A 14,866-nucleotide genomic window follows, 5' to 3' on the forward strand; every position below is an offset into this window, starting at 1 on the left:
TAGGCAGGACGTAGAATCCCGCCCTTCCTCGTTGACCCGCCCGCGCATGCACATCGGCCCCTACACCCTTGCGAACAATCTGATCGTTGCGCCGATGGCAGGCGTGACCGATCGGCCGTTCCGCATGCTGTGCAAGCGTTTCGGCGCCGGTCACGCGGTGTCGGAGATGATCACGGCCGATCAGAGCCTGCGGCTGACAAAAAAAACCCTGAAACGCGCCGATTTCGACGGCGAACTGGCACCGATCTCGGTGCAGATCGCCGGTTCCGATCCCGAGCAGCTGGCGCAGGCGGCGCAATACCAGGTGGCCAACGGCGCGCAGATCGTCGACATCAACATGGGCTGCCCGGCCAAGAAGGTGTGCAACAAGCTCGCCGGCTCGGCACTGCTCAAGGACGAGGACCTCGTCGGCCGGATTCTCGACGCGGTGGTCGCCGCCGTCGACGTGCCGGTGACGCTGAAAACCCGGCTGGGTTTCTGCAACGGCGAGGAAAACATCCTGCGTGTCGCCCGTCGCGCCGAGGAAGCGGGCATCGCCGCGCTGGCCATCCATGGCCGCACCCGCGAGGACATGTACAACGGTGCGGCGCGCTATGCGCTGATCCGCGAAGTCAAACAGCAGCTGAGCATTCCGGTGATCGCCAACGGCGATATCGACAGCCCGCAGAAGGCTGCGGAAGTGCTCGCCGCGACCGGTGCCGACGCGATCATGATCGGCCGCGCGGCCCAGGGCAGGCCCTGGCTGTTCCGCGAGATCGGCCATTACCTGGCCACCGGCGAGCTGCTGCCGCCGCCCCGGGTGGTCGAGATCCGCGACGTGCTGCTCGAGCATCTGGACGCGCTGCATGCGTTCTACGGCGAGTACTCGGGCTGCCGTATCGCCCGCAAGCACATCGCCTGGTATACGAAGGGCCTCGCCGGCGGCAACGAGTTCCGCCAGCGCATGTACCGGCTGGACACCACCCACGAACAAAAAAATGCGACGCAGGCGTTCTTCGACGGCCTCCTGGCCGCGGGCGAGCGTCTGGTCTATGTCGCGACCGAACCAGAAGAACAGGGGGAAGTATGAACCGGGAAGATCCAAGCGATCCGATCGCCGCGGTGATCCACGCGTCGCTGACGCAGTATTTCGACGATCTCGACGGTGAAGCGCCGTGCGCCGTGTACGACATGGTGCTGGCGCGCGTCGAGAAGCCGTTGTTGCTGCTCGTGCTCGAGCGCGTCGGGGGCAACCAGACGCGGGCGGCCGAAGTGCTCGGCATCAACCGCAATACCCTCAGGAAGAAGCTGCAGACCTACGATCTGCTGTAAACCGATTTGGAATGACCTTCAGGAGAGCAGTATGAGCAAGATTCAGCGTGCGCTGATCAGCGTGTCCGACAAGTCCGGCGTTCTCGACTTTGCCAAGGCGCTGGCCGCACAAGGCGTCGAAATCCTTTCGACCGGCGGTACCGCCAAGCTGTTTGCCGACAACGGCGTGCCGGTGATCGAAGTCGCCGACTACACCGGCTTCCCGGAAATGCTCGATGGCCGCGTGAAAACGCTGCATCCGAAGATCCACGGCGGCATCCTCGGTCGTCGCGACCTCGAGTCGCATGTCGCCAAGATGGCCGAGCACGAGATCGGCAATATCGACCTCGTCTGCGTCAACCTGTACCCGTTCGAAGCGACGATCGCCAAGCCCGACTGCAGCTTCGACGACGCGATCGAGAACATCGACATCGGCGGCCCGGCGATGGTGCGCTCGGCGGCGAAGAACCACGCCCACGTGGCCATCGTCACCGACGCCAGCGATTACGCCGGCCTGATCGACGAAATGAAGGCCAACGGCGGCGCGCTGACGCTGGCGACCCGCCGCAATCTGGCCAAGAAGGCCTTCAGTCATACCGCGGCCTACGACGGCGCGATTTCGAACTACCTGACCGCGCTGAACGACGACGGTGAGAAGGCCGCGTACCCGAACCGGCTGAATCTGCAGTTCGTCAAGGTGCAGGACATGCGCTACGGCGAGAACCCGCACCAGAGCGCGGCATTCTTCCGCGACCTGCACCCGGCTGCCGGCACGCTGGCCGGTTACAAGCAGTATCAGGGCAAGGAGCTCTCGTACAACAACATCGCCGACGCCGATGCGGCGTGGGAAGCGGTCAAGCAGTTCGAAGAGCCGGCCTGCGTCATCGTCAAGCACGCCAACCCGTGCGGCGTCGCCGTGGCGACCGATCCGTACGCGGCGTACCGCCTCGCATTCGCGACCGATACCACCAGCGCATTCGGCGGCATCATCGCCTTCAACAAGCCGATCGACGTCGATACCGTCGAAGCGGTCAGCAAGCAGTTCATGGAAGTGCTGATCGCCCCGGCCTACACGCCGGCCGCGCTCGAACTCCTGGCCAAGAAGGTCAACGTTCGCGTGCTCGAAGTCGCGATCGAATCGGGCGAGAACAAGTTCGACCTCAAGCGCGTCGGTGGTGGCCTGCTGGTGCAGACGCCGGATACCCATGCACTCAAGCTGGCCGACCTCAAGGTGGTGACCAAGAAGCAGCCGACCCCGGAACAGCTGAAGGACCTGCTGTTCGCGTGGAATGTCGCCAAGTTCGTCAAGTCGAATGCCATCGTCTTCTGCGGCAAGGGCCAGACGCTCGGCATCGGCGCCGGCCAGATGAGCCGTGTCGATTCGACCAAGATCGCCGCGATCAAGGCGCGCAACGCGGGTCTCGAACTGCGCGGTTCGGTTGCCGCGTCGGATGCGTTCTTCCCGTTCCGCGACGGTGTCGACGTGATCGCCGAGAACGGCGTTGCCGCCATCATCCAGCCGGGTGGTTCGGTGCGTGATGACGAAGTGATCGCTGCTGCGGACGAGCATGGCATCGCCATGGTCGTCACCGGCGTGCGCCACTTCCGTCACTGAGCCGGAGGCGCGATGAAACGATGGTTGGCAATCGCCGCCACGACGCTTGCGCTGGCTTCGCCGGCGCAGGCCGATTGCGGCAACATGGGCGAATGGCTGGGCAGCGCGTGCAGCCACATCGGCAAGATTGCCGATGAAGGCAGCTGGGACGCGTACGTCACCGGCTATACCTGGCACGATCCGAGCACCTGGACCGACGAGAAGCTCGAAGAGCTGAACGACAAGGCCTGGGGCGGCGGTCTCGGCAAGCATCTCGTCGACGAAAACGGCAATCACGACATGCTGTACGGCATGATCTTTTCGGATTCGCACAAGGATCCGGAGCTGATGCTCGGCTACGCCAAGATCTGGTTCTGGCCGTCGTACAGCGTCGTCTCGGTGGGCGCCGGCTACACCATCGGGCTGACGTCGCGGCAGGACATCATCAACGGGATCCCGTTCCCGTACATCCTGCCGGTGGTGTCGCTGCGCGTGTGGCGCGCTTCGGTGATGGGCACGTTCATCCCGTCGCTGAGCAGCGGCCTCAACAGCGGCAACGTCGGCTTCGTGTTCGGCCGCTACGAATTCTAAACAGGGCGGTTTTGGAGTGATTCAATGAATATTCTCGTCATCGGTAACGGCGGCCGCGAACATGCGCTGGCATGGAAAATCGCCCAGTCGCCGCGCGTCGGCAAGGTTTTCGTCGCGCCGGGCAACGCCGGTACCGCGCTCGAACCGAACCTGACCAATGTGCCGATCACCGACATTCCGGTGCTGATCGAGTTCGCCAAGCGCGAGAACGTCGCGTTCACGCTGGTCGGGCCGGAAGCACCGCTGTCGAAGGGCATCGTCGATGCGTTCCGTGCCGAAGGGCTGAAGATCTTCGGGCCGACCAGGGCCGGCGCGCAGCTCGAATGGTCGAAGGATTTCGCCAAGGCCTTCATGAAGCGCCACGGCATTCCGACCGCCGACTACGAAACCTTCAGTGACGCCGCCAAGGCGCATGCCTACATCGATGCCAAAGGTGCGCCGATCGTCATCAAGGCCGACGGCCTCGCTGCCGGCAAGGGTGTCGTCGTCGCGATGACGCTGGACGAAGCCCATGCGGCCATCGACATGATGCTCGAGGGCAACAAGTTCGGCGACGCCGGCGCCCGCGTCGTGATCGAGGAGTTCCTGACCGGCGAGGAAGCGAGCTTCATCGTCATGGTCGACGGCAAGAACGTGCTGGCGATGGCGAGCAGCCAGGACCACAAGCGCCTGCTGGACAACGACGAAGGCCCGAACACCGGCGGCATGGGCGCATACAGCCCGGCACCGGTGGTGACGCCGGAAATCCATGCCAAGGCCATGCGCGAAGTGATCCTGCCGACCGTGGCCGGCATGGCCAAGGATGGCGTCGTCTACACCGGCTTCCTCTACGCCGGGCTGATGGTCGGCGAAGACGGCTCGGTCAAGGTCGTCGAGTTCAACTGCCGCTTCGGTGATCCGGAAACGCAGCCGATCATGCTGCGGCTGAAGAGCGATCTGGTGACGCTGGTCGAGCACGGCATCGAAGGCACGCTCGATCAGGTCGAGGCCGAGTGGGACCGTCGTGTGGCGCTGGGCGTAGTGATGGCCGCTGCCAACTATCCGGAAACCCCGCGCGCCGGCGACGTGATCACCGGCTTGCCGGGTGAACTGGAAGACGGCCACGTCTTCCACGCCGGCACCAGGCTCGACGAGCAGGGCCGCCCGGTGACCAGCGGTGGCCGCGTGCTGTGCGTGACGGCGTTCGGCGAAGGATTCAAGCAGGCGCAAAAGCGCGCCTACGAAATCCTCGACGGCGTGCATTTCGACGGCATGCAAGCCCGCCGCGATATCGGCTGGCGTGCAATTGCGCGCAAGTAAGCACATCGCCCGTTTCAAGGCCGCCTTTGGGCGGCCTTTTTATTGGCGAGTGCGTATGCTGAAGACATTGGTTCGGTGATGGGACCCGGGAGGCGTTTGATGGTTTATCGTCGTGGCTTGCGGTGTGCGCTGCTTGTCCTGCTGATCGCGGCACTGAGTGCTTGCGGCTTTGCCCGGCGCCTGGCGCGGCTTGACGCGAACAGCAACGAGATCGCCCGCAACGGCGTGGTTGCAGGCACCGTCGCGCTGGGTGATCTGCCGCTGGACCACGTCGAGATCGTCCTGCTGCGCATCGATCCGGACGGTCTGCATCTCGTGGCGCAAAGCCATCTTGGCGAGGGCGGTTATTTCGTATTCATGGTGCCGCAGCAGGGGCGTTATCTGCTGGCGGCGTTTCACGACCGTGACGGCAATGGTCGGGCCGACGAGCTTGAAGCCGGTGCGATGACCGGCTTGCCTGCCGGGCTGGCGCTTGGCCCAGGCGTGGAGTCGGAGCAGCAGCGCATCGTGCTGAACGCAAAGATGGCGCCGCTGCCGGCGGATGTCCGCTCTGCGCTGCAGACGGGCAACATTCCGGCGGGGGTGCGCAAACTACAGGCCTTCGCCGGGCGCATCGCCTCGCTCGACGACGCGCGTTTCGGTCGTACTTTCGGTGCCAAAGGCCTGTGGGCGCCGCTCGATTTCGCATCCGAGATGGGGATCGGCGTGTATTTTCTGGCGCCGTATCGCAGCGACCGGATTCCGGTGCTCTTCGTCCACGGCATCGGCGGATACCCGCAGCAGTGGTCGCGGATGATCGCCAGCCTCGACGGCAACCGATTCCAGCCCTGGGTTTTCCAGTACCCGAGCGGCATGCGGCTGCGCCAGAGCGGCGACGCGCTGGCCGACCTCCTGCAGAACCTGCAGAAACAGTACGGTTTCAGCCGGATGATGATCGTGGCGCACAGCGTCGGCGGACTGGTGTCGCGGCAGGCCATCCTGCGCATGTCGAAGGCGGATCAGAATCAGCCCGTGACGCTGTTTGTCACGCTCTCGACGCCGTGGGGCGGCGATGCGCTGGCACAGCTCGGCGTCAGCCGCTCGCCGGTGACGATTCCGTCGTGGCAGGACGTCGCTGCCGACAGCGAATTCCTGCGCAACCTGCTCGACCAGCGGCTGCCCTCATCGCTGACGCATCAGCTGTTCTTCGGTTATCGCGGCAGCAACCTGCTGGTGCAGGGCAACAGTGACGGGACGATTGCGCTGTCGAGCCAGCTGGCGATGCCGGCTCAGCAGGAAGCCGCGCGGGTGCAGGGCTTCGATGAAACGCACGATTCGATCCTGACCAGCAAGGTCGTGATCGAGGCGGTCGACGCTGCGCTGGAGCAATCCTTCGTCACCCATCGCCTGGCGGGCCGCTAGGGCTGCGCTACTGGAACCAGGGCTTGGGCCACTTGGTCCGGGCGTAGCTGTCGCGTTCGCCGCGTACGCGCGCCGCGTGCTCGACCGCGTGGCCGTCGGTGTAGAACGGCGGGTCGGCGAGCGGCAAGCCGACGTTGGCGGCCTCCTCGACGAGGATCTGCAGGTACTCGGTCATATGCGATGCGGTGTACGGATTGGTGTCGTGAAAACCGACCACGACCGGGATGACGCCATCGACTTCCGGCATCCGTCCTGCGGCGATGGCATCGCGCACGCGTTCGAGATCGGTGTTGATGTTGCTGCGCCTGCGCAGGCTGGCGTACCAGCCGTAGATCTTGCCGTCGAAAGCGCGGACGTCGGCCAGCAGCATCGCCATGCCGAGCGAGCGGTAGGCCGCCGTGGTGCGGTCGTCGAAGCGCCAGTCGGGCGGGCGGATCAGCGACGAGACTTCGCCGCACAACGCTTGCAAGTGCGCGCGACCAATCTGCAGCGACTGCACGAGTTCGTCGGTCGGCAGCGCGGTGTGCGGAATATGGCCCCTGGCGGTGCCGGCGTGAACGCCGACGCGATGACCGGCCCAGCATTCGGCCCGGATCAGCGCTTCGCCTTCGACGCTGCCGCCGTGGGATTCGTGTTCGGTCTGCACGAAGAAGATCGCCTTGGCGCCGGGGGTGACGGGATTGTCGGCCAGCTGGGCGAGGATGCGGGCAGTCGGTTGCGACGACCACAGGCTCGGGCCGTCGTCGAAGGTCAGCAGGAAGCGGATCGGCGCCGCACCTGCGAGCGGGACGAGCAGCAGCAGCACGACCCCCAGGGCAAGGCGTTGCAGCGCCGTGGTCGAAACGGTGGAGCGGAACATCGCGAACACGGGAAAGGAAAGTCGCGAGTATATCGACCCGACCGGCGCGGGGGCATGGCAATGGTCACGTTCCGCATCGCCAAGGCCGTTCGTCCGGACGGAGGCGGCCGGGCTTAGCGCGCTCGCTTGAAAATCAGCGATGTGTTGATGCCGCCGAAGGCGAAGTTGTTGCTCATCACATAATCGCAGTCCAGCTCGCGTCCGCCGGCCGTGATGTAATCCAGCGCCGCGCAGCGCGGGTCAATATCGCGCAGGTTGACCGTCGGCGCGAACCAGCCGTGGCGCATCATTTCGATGCTCCACCACGCTTCCAGCGCCCCGCAGGCGCCGAGCGTGTGGCCGACATAGCTCTTCTGAGACGAGATCGGCATCCGTGCACCGAACACCGCGTGCGTTGCATGCGTTTCGGCGATATCGCCTTGCTCGGTGGCCGTACCGTGGCCGTTGACGTAGCCGATCGCCTCTGCCGGCAGGCGTGCGTCCTGAAGCGCCAGCTTCATCGCCTGGGCCATCGTCGCCGCCTGGGGCTGGGTCACGTGGGTGCCGTCGCAGTTGGTGCCGAAGCCGACCAGCTCGGCGCGGATCGTCGCCCCGCGCGCGATGGCGTGCTCGTATTCCTCGAGGATCAGCGTGCAGGCGCCTTCGCCGATCACGAGACCGTCGCGGCCGGCATCGTAGGGACGCGGCGTCAGCTGCGGCTCGTCGTTGCGCGTACTGGTGGCGAACAGCGTGTCGAACACTGCGGCCTCTGTCGCCGACAACTCCTCGGCGCCGCCGGCGATCATCACGTCGGCTGCGCCGTACTTGATCGCCTCGTAGGCGTAGCCGATGCCCTGGCTGCCCGACGTGCACGCGCTCGACGTGGTGATCACCCGGCCGGTCAGGCCGAAGAACACGGCGATGTTGACCGGTGTCGTGTGCGCCATCATCTTGATGTAGCTGTTGGCGTTGACGCCCTCGGTCGTCTTTTCGTAGATCATCCGGCCGAAGTCGCCGATCGCAGGCGGCGAGCCGGCCGACGAGCCGTACGACACGCCGACGCGGCCGCTGCCGAGCAGGGCGGTGTCGCCGAGCAGGCCGGCGTCGACGAGCGCCAGCTCGCTGGCACGGCAGGCCATCAGCGCGATCCGACCCATGCTGCGCGTGCGCTTGCGCGTGTACGTTTCGGACGGCAGCGCGAAGGCAGCAGCCGGCGCGCCGAGGCGGGTGTTGAGGCCGACGTACTCCTCCCATTCGGGCAGGTAGCGGATCGCGTTGCGTTCGCTGCGCAGCGCGGCGTCGATCGTCGGCCAGTCGCAGCCGAGCGGGCTGATGCCGGCCATGCCGGTGACGACGACGCGGCGGGTATTCGTGCTCATCAGGCCAGACCTCCGTTGACCGAAATCACCTGCCGGGTGATGTAACCGGCATCGTTCGACAGCAGGAAGGCCACAGCCGCTGCAACTTCCTCGGGCTGCCCCATGCGCTGGGCCGGAATGGCCTTCAGCGCATGTTCACGGACTTCGTCGCTGACCATCTCGGTATCGATCAGCCCCGGTGCCACGCAGTTGACGGTGATCCTGCGCTTGGCGAGTTCGACCGCCAGCGCCTTGGTCGCACCGATGATGCCGGCCTTCGCGGCGCTGTAGTTGACCTGGCCACGATTGCCGATCAGCCCGGAGACCGACGATAGCGTGACGATGCGGCCGGGCTTGCGCGTCTGCACCATCGGCATCACCAGCGGGTGCAGCACATTATAGAAACCGTCGAGATTGGTGTGGATCACGCCGTCCCATTCTTCGGCCGTCATGGCCGGAAACGCCGCGTCGGCGGCAATGCCGGCATTGCAGACGACCCCGTACGGCGCTCCGTGTTCGGCCAGATCGGCTTCAAGCGCCGCCCGTGCCGCAGCCCGGTCGGCGACGTCGAACTGGAGGACGCGGGTGCGGATGCCGAACTGCGTTGCGAGTTCGCCGGCCAGTGCATCGGCCTCGTCGCGGCGCGACCGGCAGTGCAGAATCAGGTCGTAGCCGTCGCGGCCGAGGCGGGTGGCGATGGCGCGGCCGATGCCGCGCGATGCGCCGGTGACCAGTACGGTTTGCGTGTGTGTATTCATGCCTGCTTCAGGTATTCGTCGAGATTGTCCGGCTGATAGGCCGAGATTTGCGCGCGGGCGACCGGTCCGCCGTCGATGTCGATGCGGCAGTCCATTACCGCGACGCCGTTGTCGGCCTGGAATTCGCGCACTACCGTGACGGTCAGCGTCTGGCCGATGCGGAATGCCGGCTGGTCGCAGTCGTAGCGCCGGGTGCCGACCAGAAAGCCGACCTTGACCGCATCGCCGCGCGATCGTGCTTCGAAACCGGCCAGGGCGGCGATCGTCTGCGCCATGTATTCGACGCCGACCCAGCCGCCGACGGCCAGGCCGTCGCAGAACGGCGAATCGGCACGGATCGTCGTCACCGCGGTCAGTGTATTGGGTGCCGCTGAAACGACGCGATCGAGCAGCACCATCCGGCCGGAGTGCGGCAGGTAGTCGGCGATCGGCAGGAATGGCGGCGAGGGTTGCGGGCAGGGCTGGTTCATGTCCGCTCCAGAATCAGGGCGATATTGTTGCCGCCGAAGGCGAACGATGTCGACAGCACTGCGCGGGTATCGGCACGCTGCCCCGGCACGACCAGCGGCAGCATCGCGATCTCCGGATCGGCTTCGCCATCCCAGAGGTGCGGAGGCAAGCGGTGCGCCGGGTCGGTCAGCGTGATCCAGCACAGCGCGGCTTCGATTGCGCCGGCGGCGCCGAGCGTATGGCCGGTCAGCGGTTTGGTCGAGCTCGCCGGCACGCCGGGCAGGGCGGTGGCGACGGCAAGGCTCTCCATCGCGTCGTTCTGCCGCGTCGCGGTGCCGTGCAGGTTCACGTAGCCGATGTCGGCTGCGGTTTTGCCTGCGCGTTGCAGGGCGGCTTCGATCGCGCGTTGCGCGCCGCGCCCGGTGGGGTCCGGCGCAGATATGTGATGACCGTCCGAGGTTTCACCCCAGCCGCTCAGCGCGACCGGCGACGGCGTGCGGCTCATCAGGAACAGCGCGGCGCCTTCGCCGATGTTGATGCCGTTGCGGTTGCGCGAGAACGGATTGCAGCGCGTGGCGCTGACCGATTCGAGCGCGGTGAAGCCGGCAACGGTGAAGGCGGCCAGTGTGTCGACGCCGCCGGCGATCACCAGATCGGCGACGCCGGTTTCGATCAGCCGTGCGCCGGCGGACAGCGCCTTGGCGCTCGACGAGCAGGCGGTCGAGATGCTGTAGGCGGGGCCGGCAATGCCGAGTTCGGCCGCCAGCCACTGCGCCGGCGAACCGAGCTCCTGCTGGCCGTAGTGGTAGTCGTCGGGCAGGACGCCGCTTTGGCCGCGTTCGGCCATGGCGACTTCGCCTTCGCAGATGCCCGACGTGCTGGTGCCGAGCACGATGGCGATCCGGACCGAGTCCAGCCCGGTGGCGAGTTGCCGGTACGCGGCGTCGATCTGCGCGAACGTGGCGGCGAGCAGCGCGTTGTTGCGCGAATGGTGTCGTGGCGGCACGGGATCGATCGACGGCAGGGCATCGGTCACCGTACCGAGCATCAGCGACCGGCCCGGGCTGTACTGCGCCGTTTCGACCATGCCGGGGCTGTCGCCGGCGAACAGGTGCTCGCGCACGGTGTCGATGCCGGCGCCAAGCGCACAGACGAGGCCGGGAGAATGCAGGTAGATCATGGCGCGGTATCGATGGTCAGTTGGTAATGCAGCGGCAGGTTTGTCAGTTGTGCCCGACCGGCGAGCCGGTCGTCATTGCTGTAATCGACGACGATGGCGTTTTGGCCGTCATGCGAGACGGTACGCTGGCGTCCGTTTTCGCTGGCTTGCCAGCCGGCCGGCAACGCCGCCTGCAAGGCTGGCAGCGGCGCATGGACGATCAGGAAATCGTTGAGCATCCGTTCGGCCGGCAACGCCATCGGCACGTTTTCGACCGCCGTGACGGTACGGCCGTCGTAGTCTAGCGAAAACAGCCGGACGCCGAGACCGAGGCCGACGAGCGAAATCCGCTGCACGTCGATGCTGGCGACGACGTCGAGCGTGCGCGTTTCGCCGGGCCAGCGCATCGTCAGCCGCTGTTCGAGCACGTGCTCGCCGCCGAACGCCGCCGGCGGCAACTGCAGCAGCGACAGGCCGCCCGAAAGCAGCGTCGCACAGCCGGCGAGTGCCAGCACGGCTGCGGCAATGATCAGTCGAACAGGCTGCATGCGGCTTCCAGCGACGACAGCCGGCGCTCCGGCTTGGCGACGTAGGGATTGGCTTCGTCCCAGGCGTAGCCGGCCAGGATCGACGAAATCATCGCCTCGATCTGCGGATTCTTGTCCTTGTGGAAAATGATCTTCTGGAAGCGCCCGTCGTACCACGCGGTGACGAAGGCGCGGAAAGTGTCGACGCCTTTCTTCAGCGGTTTTGCGTAATCGAGTTCCCAGTCCACCGTTTCACCGGCGGCTTCGCGCAGCAGCGCGGTGACGGCAAGGTCGGCCGATTTGACCGCGATGGTGACGCCGCTGGAGAACACCGGGTCGAGGAATTCGCCGGCATTGCCCAGCAGGGCGAAGCGGTTGCCGTGCAGCGATTTCACGTTGGCCGAGTAGCCGGTCAGCGTGCGCGCCGGGGTGTCCCAGCGCGCGTTCTGCAGCAGCGCGGCAAGGCCGGCGTCTTCGAACACGATGGCCTTCAGCCGCTCGGTATCTTCGCCCTGGTACTGCGCAAGGAAAGCCGGCTCGGCGACCACGCCGATCGAACAGCGGCCGTTCGAGAACGGAATCAGCCAGTACCAGACGTCGTGATGCTCGGGGTGGACGGTGATCAGGATCTTGTTGCGGTCGAACGCCCCGGTCGGAATGCCGTCTTCGATGTGGGTGAAGATCGCGCCGCGTACCGGAAAGTCGGACGGCGTTTCCAGATCGAGCAGGCGCGGCAGCGTGCGGCCGAAACCGCTGGCGTCGAGCAGGAAGTTCGCTTCGATCTCGTAGACGTGGTCATCGGCACCACGCACCGTCAGCACCGGCTTCGCACCGGTCACGTCGGCGGCCAGCACGCTGTGGCGGTAGCGGACGTCGGCGCCGGCTTTTTCGGCACCAGTGGCGAGCACGTGGTCGAAGTGTCCGCGCTGGACCTGGTAGGTGGTGCCCCAGCCCGGCGAGAATTTTTCGCGGAAGTCGAACGCGGTGCGCTCGTCGCCCTTGGCGAAGGCGGCGCCGTTCTTGTACTGGAAGCCGGCCTGGACCACGTCCTGCAGAAAACCGGCCTTCTCGATGTAGGCCATCGACTGCGGCAGCAGGCTTTCGCCGATCGAGAAGCGCGGAAAGGCTTCGCGTTCGATGACGACGACGTCGCGTCCGGCCTTGCGCAGCAGGCCGGCGGCAACGCTGCCGGACGGGCCGGCGCCAATGATGACGATATCGGTGCTTTGACGAGTGCTCATGGGGCTTGATCCGTTGAAGGTGGGTCCGGTTGGAGTGCGGGTTGGAACAGCGGTCGGGAAGCGGCCGGCCGGCGCAGCAAGGGCGCGATCAGCCAGGCAAGGCCGACGCCGGACAGCGTTGCGGTACCGAAGGTGGCCAGTGCCGGCGTGCGGCTGAATGCCAGCAGGCCGAACGACAGCAGGGTGCAGCAGGCGGCGAGCGAAATCGCCAGCACGATGCGCACCTCGCCCGGGTGTTCGTTGACGAAAATGCCGTAGTCGATGCCCATGCCGAGCAGCAACAGCAGGGTCAGCACGGTCAGCAACTGCAGCGGAATGCCCAGCCAGCCGAAGATCGCCAGCGTTGCGATGCTGGCGATCAGCGACGGCGCCAGCACCCGCCAGGTATCGCGACGGTAGCGCCGCCACAGCAGTACGGCAGTGGCGACATAGGCCGCGAGCAGTACCAGCGCCAGTCGGTCGCGGTAGCGGTCGAGCACGGCGGAAATCTCGGCCGGCTTGTCGACCCAGCGTACGCCCGGCAAGGACACGTTTGCCAGTGCTTCGGCGTGAGCGGCGCCGGCAAGGCCGGTCAGCATCACCACGCTGGCGTAGCCGTGGCCGGTGTTACCGAGCCACAGGTGGCGGGCCGGCAGCGATGCCTTCGATGCCAGCCAGATTTCGGGTGTCAGCAGCGGTGGGGCGGCGGATTGCCGACGCACCCAGGCGTCGTCGAGCCCGAGATCGTGGGCCAGCGACTGCAGCAAGGCGGGATCGCGCAGTGCTTGCGCACCGGATTGGAGCGCTTGTTGTTCGCTGATCGGCGGCAGCCAGCGGCTGATGCTCTGGTAACCGGTCATCGCACCCCGGGCGACAAAACCGTCGAGCTGGCGGGTGAGGGCGCGTTCACGTTCGAGCACGGTCTGCGCATCCGGGCCGCTGACGATGAACAGTTGCGCCGGGCTGGGCAGGCCGAGCAGCTTGCCGATGGCGATCTGTTCCTTCATCAGCTGCCCGTCGGTGCTGACCAGACTGCGCACGTCGTCGCTGGCGGTGAGCTTCAGCAAGCCGGCGACGATCAGCGGTGTGGCGACCGCCAGCGCGATCAGCCCGCCACGCCGGCCGAGGCGCGGCCAGCGCGCCAGCAGTTTCAGCAACGGTGTGCCGAGCACGCCCGGTTCCAGCTTGCTTGGGGCGAGGCGCGGATACCAGAACAGTTCGGACAGCCATGCCGAGGCGATGCCGGTGGCGGCGAACACCGCCATCTGCGCCAGACCCGGAAACGGTGTCAGCGCCAGACACAGGTAGGCAAGCGCGGTGAACAGTGTGGCGACCAGCAGGCTGGGCAGCAGCGTCTCGAGCCGCTTGCCGGCGGCCACAGAAGCACCAAGGCTGGTGCTGTGCAGCAGCAGGCTGTAGTCGACGGCGACGCCGATCAGGCTGGTACCGAACACCAGCGTCAGCATGTGTACGCGGCCGTACAGCGCGAAGGTGAGCGCCAGCGCGATCGTCATCCCGGTGGCGATCGACAGCGCGACCAGCGGCAATGCGCGCCAGCCACGGAAGGTCAGCAGCACCAGCAGCAGGATGCCGGCCAGCGAGCCGATGCCGATCGTCGACATCTCCTGCTCGGCCTGTTGCGCTGCCTTCGCCGCATGCAGCACGACGCCGGCGCGCAGGACGCTGATGTCGGGTGAAGCGGCCTTCAGGCCGGCGATCGCACGGTCGAGCCCGTCGGCGACGGTTTTCTGTGCGGACAGCGAAAAGGCGCTGTCATTCAGCGTGTACATCAGCACTACGTAGTGGCGGCCGTCGGCATCGACCCACAGCCGGCCGCCGTCGGGGCGGACACGGGTCAGGTCGCCGAAGCCTTGCAGCCAACGCCCGAACGTACCGAAAGGATCGTCGCGCCAGGCCAGCCCGCTGGTCGACACGGTGGCGTAGGCCTGTTGCAGCGCGCGTGCCTGCCACGCGGCCTGGCCTTGCGCGAGCGCGCTGGCATCGGCCGGCGTGAACAGCACGTTGCGATACGGCGCATAAAAATCGCGCAGGGTGTCGAGGTCGAGCGCCTGCGTCTGCGGCGTGACCGGCAACGCCTTGAGGCCGGTGGCGAGGGTGTCGGCGGCGTGCGCTGCCGCATCACGGTCGGCGCTGCCGACGAGCAGCACCAGCTGGCGCTCCGACGCCTGCGACAGCGAGGCCATCGCCCGCTCGGCGACCGGATCGCGCTCGTTCTTCGGCAGCAGCGCGAACAGGTCGGTATCGAGCCGGTTCGCCAGTTGCCGGTGCTGGCTCGCCAGCCAGCCGGCACAGCCGAGCAGCACGATCAGCCAGGCCAGCGCCAGTGCGCGCCAGAGTCGGGATTCGGTCATGGCTGCGGA

General features: G+C 66.4%; 14 protein-coding genes. 6 read left to right on the forward strand and 8 right to left on the reverse strand.

Annotated features, from left to right (window positions below):
- Window positions 1–46 precede the first annotated feature (46 nt).
- From dusB to JMJ54_RS14885, 6 genes are all read left to right on the forward strand, one after another.
- Complete coding sequence (gene dusB / locus JMJ54_RS14860; protein WP_203539339.1) at window positions 47–1,069, forward strand: tRNA dihydrouridine synthase DusB; 1,023 nt, start codon at window positions 47–49, stop codon at window positions 1,067–1,069.
- On the forward strand, window positions 1,066–1,311 hold the full coding sequence (locus tag JMJ54_RS14865; RefSeq protein ID WP_070530493.1) for a helix-turn-helix domain-containing protein: 246 nt from the start codon (window positions 1,066–1,068) through the stop codon (window positions 1,309–1,311). The genes dusB and JMJ54_RS14865 overlap by 4 nt, the downstream gene beginning before the upstream one ends.
- A gap of 31 nt (window positions 1,312–1,342) precedes the next feature.
- Entirely contained in the window at window positions 1,343–2,905 is a 1,563-nt protein-coding gene (gene purH / locus JMJ54_RS14870; RefSeq protein ID WP_203539340.1) for a bifunctional phosphoribosylaminoimidazolecarboxamide formyltransferase/IMP cyclohydrolase, read from the forward strand.
- 12 nt (window positions 2,906–2,917) lie between these two features.
- A complete protein-coding gene (locus tag JMJ54_RS14875; RefSeq protein ID WP_203539341.1) occupies window positions 2,918–3,475 on the forward strand; it encodes a phospholipid:lipid A palmitoyltransferase in 558 nt (185 codons plus the stop codon).
- Window positions 3,476–3,499: 24 nt separating this feature from the next.
- On the forward strand, window positions 3,500–4,774 hold the full coding sequence (gene purD / locus JMJ54_RS14880; RefSeq protein ID WP_203539342.1) for a phosphoribosylamine--glycine ligase: 1,275 nt from the start codon (window positions 3,500–3,502) through the stop codon (window positions 4,772–4,774).
- A gap of 99 nt (window positions 4,775–4,873) precedes the next feature.
- A complete protein-coding gene (locus JMJ54_RS14885; RefSeq protein ID WP_203539343.1) occupies window positions 4,874–6,175 on the forward strand; it encodes an alpha/beta fold hydrolase in 1,302 nt (433 codons plus the stop codon).
- A gap of 7 nt (window positions 6,176–6,182) precedes the next feature.
- Here the strand turns inward: JMJ54_RS14885 and JMJ54_RS14890 are convergent, their stop codons facing one another.
- The 8 genes from JMJ54_RS14890 to JMJ54_RS14925 all read right to left on the reverse strand — a co-directional run bounded on the left by JMJ54_RS14890 (window position 6,183) and on the right by JMJ54_RS14925 (window position 14,857).
- Window positions 6,183–7,034 (reverse strand): polysaccharide deacetylase family protein, encoded by an 852-nt coding sequence (locus JMJ54_RS14890; RefSeq protein WP_203539344.1) that lies wholly within the window; start codon window positions 7,032–7,034, stop codon window positions 6,183–6,185.
- 113 nt (window positions 7,035–7,147) lie between these two features.
- Entirely contained in the window at window positions 7,148–8,392 is a 1,245-nt protein-coding gene (locus JMJ54_RS14895; RefSeq protein ID WP_203539345.1) for a beta-ketoacyl-ACP synthase, read from the reverse strand.
- Complete coding sequence (locus tag JMJ54_RS14900) at window positions 8,392–9,129, reverse strand: 3-ketoacyl-ACP reductase FabG2 (RefSeq protein WP_203539346.1); 738 nt, start codon at window positions 9,127–9,129, stop codon at window positions 8,392–8,394. The genes JMJ54_RS14895 and JMJ54_RS14900 overlap by 1 nt, the downstream gene beginning before the upstream one ends.
- On the reverse strand, window positions 9,126–9,599 hold the full coding sequence (locus tag JMJ54_RS14905) for a hotdog family protein (protein ID WP_203539347.1): 474 nt from the start codon (window positions 9,597–9,599) through the stop codon (window positions 9,126–9,128). Before JMJ54_RS14905 ends, JMJ54_RS14900 begins: the two co-directional genes overlap by 4 nt.
- Window positions 9,596–10,759, reverse strand: a complete 1,164-nt coding sequence (locus JMJ54_RS14910; protein ID WP_203539348.1) for a beta-ketoacyl-ACP synthase — start codon at window positions 10,757–10,759, stop codon at window positions 9,596–9,598. The genes JMJ54_RS14905 and JMJ54_RS14910 overlap by 4 nt, the downstream gene beginning before the upstream one ends.
- Window positions 10,756–11,286 carry a DUF3261 domain-containing protein gene (locus tag JMJ54_RS14915; RefSeq protein WP_203539349.1) on the reverse strand — a complete coding sequence of 177 codons (531 nt, stop codon included), beginning with the start codon at window positions 11,284–11,286 and terminating at the stop codon, window positions 10,756–10,758. The genes JMJ54_RS14910 and JMJ54_RS14915 overlap by 4 nt, the downstream gene beginning before the upstream one ends.
- The gene (locus JMJ54_RS14920) at window positions 11,268–12,506 is read right to left on the reverse strand and encodes an NAD(P)/FAD-dependent oxidoreductase (RefSeq protein WP_203539350.1); all 1,239 of its coding nucleotides are present in this window, start codon (window positions 12,504–12,506) and stop codon (window positions 11,268–11,270) included. The genes JMJ54_RS14915 and JMJ54_RS14920 overlap by 19 nt, the downstream gene beginning before the upstream one ends.
- The gene (locus JMJ54_RS14925; protein WP_203539351.1) at window positions 12,503–14,857 is read right to left on the reverse strand and encodes an MMPL family transporter; all 2,355 of its coding nucleotides are present in this window, start codon (window positions 14,855–14,857) and stop codon (window positions 12,503–12,505) included. The genes JMJ54_RS14920 and JMJ54_RS14925 overlap by 4 nt, the downstream gene beginning before the upstream one ends.
- Window positions 14,858–14,866 lie beyond the last annotated feature (9 nt).

The sequence above is a fragment of the Jeongeupia naejangsanensis genome (genome assembly GCF_016865585.1).
Taxonomy (GTDB): Bacteria; Pseudomonadota; Gammaproteobacteria; order Burkholderiales; family Chitinibacteraceae; genus Jeongeupia; species Jeongeupia naejangsanensis.

What these genes read in the sequence shown, in the direction of transcription:
- JMJ54_RS14915 (WP_203539349.1), bottom strand. Translation starts at nt 11,286, where the DNA reads ATGCAGCCTGTTCGACTGATCATTGCCGCAGCCGTGCTGGCACTCGCC.
- JMJ54_RS14900 (WP_203539346.1), bottom strand. Translation starts at nt 9,129, where the DNA reads ATGAATACACACACGCAAACCGTACTGGTCACCGGCGCATCGCGCGGC.
- JMJ54_RS14885 (WP_203539343.1), top strand. Translation starts at nt 4,874, where the DNA reads ATGGTTTATCGTCGTGGCTTGCGGTGTGCGCTGCTTGTCCTGCTGATC.
- JMJ54_RS14895 (WP_203539345.1), bottom strand. Translation starts at nt 8,392, where the DNA reads ATGAGCACGAATACCCGCCGCGTCGTCGTCACCGGCATGGCCGGCATC.
- JMJ54_RS14925 (WP_203539351.1), bottom strand. Translation starts at nt 14,857, where the DNA reads ATGACCGAATCCCGACTCTGGCGCGCACTGGCGCTGGCCTGGCTGATC.
- JMJ54_RS14920 (WP_203539350.1), bottom strand. Translation starts at nt 12,506, where the DNA reads ATGAGCACTCGTCAAAGCACCGATATCGTCATCATTGGCGCCGGCCCG.
- dusB (WP_203539339.1), top strand. Translation starts at nt 47, where the DNA reads ATGCACATCGGCCCCTACACCCTTGCGAACAATCTGATCGTTGCGCCG.
- JMJ54_RS14890 (WP_203539344.1), bottom strand. Translation starts at nt 7,034, where the DNA reads ATGTTCCGCTCCACCGTTTCGACCACGGCGCTGCAACGCCTTGCCCTG.
- purH (WP_203539340.1), top strand. Translation starts at nt 1,343, where the DNA reads ATGAGCAAGATTCAGCGTGCGCTGATCAGCGTGTCCGACAAGTCCGGC.
- JMJ54_RS14865 (WP_070530493.1), top strand. Translation starts at nt 1,066, where the DNA reads ATGAACCGGGAAGATCCAAGCGATCCGATCGCCGCGGTGATCCACGCG.
- JMJ54_RS14910 (WP_203539348.1), bottom strand. Translation starts at nt 10,759, where the DNA reads ATGATCTACCTGCATTCTCCCGGCCTCGTCTGTGCGCTTGGCGCCGGC.
- JMJ54_RS14905 (WP_203539347.1), bottom strand. Translation starts at nt 9,599, where the DNA reads ATGAACCAGCCCTGCCCGCAACCCTCGCCGCCATTCCTGCCGATCGCC.
- purD (WP_203539342.1), top strand. Translation starts at nt 3,500, where the DNA reads ATGAATATTCTCGTCATCGGTAACGGCGGCCGCGAACATGCGCTGGCA.
- JMJ54_RS14875 (WP_203539341.1), top strand. Translation starts at nt 2,918, where the DNA reads ATGAAACGATGGTTGGCAATCGCCGCCACGACGCTTGCGCTGGCTTCG.